Genomic DNA, 4,254 nt, shown 5'->3' with positions numbered 1-4,254 from the left:
GATCTCTACTATACAGCAGTTATCATTTGTTGATCATGTTGAGTATGTAGCACCCGGGGCAAAATTACTGGGCAATGGGAGAGTGGGAGCCAACGATGCGCGCTCCATGCAGACCAACGATGTTACCACCACGCAGCTGGGCATGGTAGGTATAGATGATATGCAGGCAGCGGGTTATCGTGGCGAAGGCATGATCATCGGTATATTTGACAGCGGCTTTGATGGTGTAAATGTAAACGCACCTTTTCAGCCGATCTTCAATGAGAACAGAATTGATCTGCAGGTATCGCACGACTTTGTTTACAATACACAAGATATATTTCAGTACGATGATCACGGAGCCGAAGTATTTTCGGTGATAGCCGCTTACCAGGAGGGTACATTTACCGGTGGTGCTTACAAAGCCAACTACCAGCTATATGTTACCGAAGATGTAAGCACTGAATACAGAATTGAAGAGTATAACTGGTTGTTTGCGGCCGAACGTGCCGATAGCGCAGGCGTTGATGTGATCAGCTCTTCGCTAGGCTATAATACATTTGATGATTCTTCTATGGACTATGCGAAGTCTGCTATGGATGGTAAGACCACCGTAGCAGCACGTGCAGCACAATGGGCAGCAGCACGCGGTATAGTAGTAGTATGCAGCGCAGGGAATGAAGGTGCCTTTGCCTGGCAGATCATTACCACACCAGCCGATGCACAAGATGTACTCGCAGTAGCGTCTGTTACTAGCGCAGGGCTGCGTGTTCCTTCCAGTTCCAAAGGGCCGGGTATAAATGGCGTTATCAAACCCGATGTTGCTGCGATGGGTTCAAATACAAGTGTTATACTTCCCAGTGGTTCTGTAGGTACAGCTTCCGGCACATCACTGGCAGCACCGATCATTACAAGCCTCGTAACTGGTGTGTGGCAACACTATCCATCACTCACCAATAAAGAAGTAATAGATGTTATCCGCAGATCAGGATCTCAAGCCAACGCACCCGATAACTTATTAGGTTATGGCATTCCGAATTATAGCACCGTAGAAACATTGTTAAAATCACTGCGCGAAAATCCGTTCATGGTATATCCCAATCCCGTAGTGAATAATATACTGTCCGTTAAACCTTTCAGTGCAGCCGAGGTTTCATCTTGTCGTGTGGAATTTATATCGGAGAAAGGACAATTACTGATGAGTAAAGATTTAGCATTCACCCGGCAACTCCCCACTCAATCAATAAGCGTTACATCACTGGCAGCCGGTATATATATACTTCGCATTTACTGGAACGACCAAACCGTGCTGAGGAGAATCAGCGTTGTCCGGTGAGGAATGGCTTCTGGCTGCAAGCTGCTGGATTTGATCTGTGTTAATCTGCGGAAAAAAACGTCATTCGTTAACCGTTATCCGTTAATCGAGGCAGATACATACTTACTCCCTATCGAATAACGGATAACGTGTAACGTTTACCGGTTAGTACGTAGGCATCGAAGGATCGATCTCTCTGGCCCACGCCAGTATACCACCTTTCAAATTATATAGATTGGTAAAGCCGTGATTTTTCTCCAGCCACTGCACCATGTTACCACTGCGTGCACCACTGCGGCAATGAACAACCACTTTTTTATCTTTCGCGATGCGATCTATATTGTGAGGCACTTCTGCCTGAGGGATCAGTTCACCATCCAGGTTGCAGATATCAAACTCATGTGGTTCGCGTACATCGATCAGTTGAAAATCGGCATGGGAGTCGATCATCTCTTTCAACTCCTGTACAGTTACTTCTTTCATTGTATTCTCTTGATTAAGCTTCAAAGATTTATTTTTCCCGCCACTTAAACCACAAAATTCATCATAATCCACCAAATGTTTTATGGCGTTTCGTGCCTGGCGATCGGGCAATACGATAATATGCTGTTCCAGCGTAGCGCTATCCAGTAACAACAACCGGTCGGCCAGAGGTTCACCTATACCGGTGATAATCTTGATCACCTCATTGGCTTGCATACAACCAATCATGCCGGGTAATACTCCCAATACACCTGCTTGCTCGCAGTTCGGTGTGCTGGCCGGATCAGGCGGAACCGGAAACAGATCACGGTAATTACTGCTGAACTGTCCGTTATGTTTTTTATAGTTGAACACTGCCACCTGTCCTTCAAACCGGAGAATAGAGGCGTATACAAAAGGCTTATTCATCAATACACATGCATCGTTGATGAGATAGCGCGTAGGAAAGTTGTCGGTACCATCCAGAATAACATCGTAGTCTTTCAGGATGTCGAGTGCATTGTCTCGGGTCAGCGCCAGCGTGTAGCTCGTCAGTTGGATAGAAGCGTTGAGTGCCCGAAGCCTGTCGGCTGCAGCATGTGCTTTACGTTTACCAATATCTGCTTCGGTATAAAGCACTTGTCGCTGCAGGTTGGAAAGATCAACTGTATCGTCATCCACAATACCGATGGTGCCAACACCGGCAGCAGCGAGATAGAGCAGCGCAGGAGCTCCGAGTCCTCCGGCACCCACCACCAGCACACGTGCATCTTTCAGTTTAAGTTGATTTTCTAAACCAAATTCCTGCAACACAAGGTGGCGACTATACCGTTTATACTCTTCGTTCGTTAACTTGCTCATTCATTTCAAAAATACGATTCATACCAAATGCAACGAAAAATTTTTTCTTCTGGTGCCAAGTGGGAAGACATTGTTGGATACTCCCGTGCAGTACAAATCGGTAATCACCTGGAAATTTCCGGAACAGTAGCCACCGATGAGAACGGAGTAGTAGGCAAAGGAGATTTTTACAAACAGACACAGTTCATTCTCAATAAGATCGATAACGTATTGCAGCAGGCGGGCTTCCGTTTGCAGGATGTAGTGCGAACGCGCATGTTTGTTACCGACATCACACAATGGGAAGCTGTCGGCAAAGCGCATGGTGAATTTTTCAGTACCATTAAACCCGCTACTTCCATGATCGAGATCAGTGCATTGATCGATCCCGATTATCTCGTGGAAATAGAAGTGACCGCTATCAAGGCTGTATAAAAAATCGCAGGTAATTTTTTATGAGTGAACGCAAATTGAAATTGTACAGGCTTTGCCATGCCTATTGTGATGAGCGAATTACAGCAGCACAAAAGGCTATTGAATCTTTACAGATATCGGCTAACGAAGAGACCAAGAGCAGCGCGGGCGATAAGTATGAAACCGGACGCTCTATGATGCAACTGGAGATGGAGAAATATAGCATGCAACTGGAAGAAGCTATAAAACTGAAACAAACCATCAGCCAGATCGAAACAGTCGTGCAGACTACGGTAGTGCAACCGGGATGTCTGGTGACAACGAATCAGGGTAATTTTTATATCTCCATTAGTGCAGGGTTGCTGAAGATTGACAACGAATCGTTCTATGCCATCTCACCGGCATCGCCTATAGGAGCGAAGCTAACCGGATTGAAAGAGAAGGATGCGTTTACCTTCAACAACCGTCAGTACGAGATACAACGCATCGAATAGTTTTCTTTTGATCGCAAAATTTAACTTCTTTGCTATACCCTAATGAATCAAAATTTGTATGCCGCATATTTCCATTATATCAGCCAGTGTCCGTACCGGGCGCCTGAGTCATCGTGTAGCGCTATATTTCCAAAATTACCTGAAGGAAAATAACCTGGCCGATGTAGAGATACTCGATCTGAATGAATATCAGTTCCCGGTTTTTAACGAGCGACTTGAACATCAGCAAAATCCGTTGCCCAAAGCATTGGAGTTTGCAGACAAGATCAGAAAGTCGGACGGGGTGATTATTGTAACGCCTGAGTATAACGGAGGGTATCCTGCGAGTATCAAGAACGTTACGGATCTTCTGTATAAAGACTGGCATCGTAAACCGATCGCTATATCGACAGCTTCGGATGGTGTATTTGGAGGAACACAAGTAATAACATCCCTGCAATTTACTTTGTGGAAGATCAGGGCGTGGACTGTTCCTGCTATGTGCCCAATGCCCAAGGTAGGTGAACTGCTTGATGAGCAAGGTCATCCGAAAGACAAAGCGGCACTGGATAAACGTGCGCGTGTTTTTGTAAACGAATTGTTGTGGTGCATTGAAGCTAAAAAAAGGATGGAATCATAAGCTATTGTAGACAAATACTGAAATCAAAAGTTCAGGAAACGCGTTTAAGAAGCAGCGGGTTCTCCGGAGCGATCGCCACCAACGAATTTAACCAGTATGGACAAATCATTTCTGCAAAAGCTATATCAGTC

Annotated in this window: 5 protein-coding genes; 4 read left to right on the top strand and 1 reads right to left on the bottom strand. The window is 45.4% G+C overall.

The window, feature by feature from the left end:
- Window positions 1–1,315, top strand: a 1,315-nt coding sequence (locus tag VIN08_RS16020) for a S8 family peptidase (protein ID WP_331967104.1), incomplete at its 5' end; no start/stop codon positions are given.
- Between the two features lie 144 nt (window positions 1,316–1,459).
- On the opposite strand, the gene moeB is transcribed toward VIN08_RS16020, so the two are convergent.
- Entirely contained in the window at window positions 1,460–2,617 is a 1,158-nt protein-coding gene (moeB, locus tag VIN08_RS16015) for a molybdopterin-synthase adenylyltransferase MoeB (RefSeq protein WP_331967102.1), read from the bottom strand.
- 27 nt (window positions 2,618–2,644) lie between these two features.
- Here moeB and VIN08_RS16010 point away from each other — a divergent pair, with 27 nt between their 5' ends.
- From VIN08_RS16010 to VIN08_RS16000, 3 genes are read left to right on the top strand one after another with little or no spacing between them, the layout of a single operon-like run.
- Window positions 2,645–3,031 (top strand): RidA family protein, encoded by a 387-nt coding sequence (locus VIN08_RS16010; RefSeq protein ID WP_331967100.1) that lies wholly within the window; start codon window positions 2,645–2,647, stop codon window positions 3,029–3,031.
- A 20-nt stretch (window positions 3,032–3,051) separates the two neighbouring features.
- Complete coding sequence (locus VIN08_RS16005; protein WP_331967098.1) at window positions 3,052–3,504, top strand: 3-oxoacyl-ACP synthase; 453 nt, start codon at window positions 3,052–3,054, stop codon at window positions 3,502–3,504.
- A 58-nt stretch (window positions 3,505–3,562) separates the two neighbouring features.
- Complete coding sequence (locus VIN08_RS16000) at window positions 3,563–4,123, top strand: NAD(P)H-dependent oxidoreductase (RefSeq protein WP_331967097.1); 561 nt, start codon at window positions 3,563–3,565, stop codon at window positions 4,121–4,123.
- Window positions 4,124–4,254: the final 131 nt, after the last annotated feature.

It is taken from the genome of Ohtaekwangia sp., assembly GCF_036568665.1.
Taxonomy (GTDB): Bacteria; Bacteroidota; Bacteroidia; order Cytophagales; family Cyclobacteriaceae; genus Ohtaekwangia.
The sequence above is the reverse complement of the archived record's forward strand: the minus strand, read 5'-3'. Positions and strand labels throughout refer to the sequence as shown.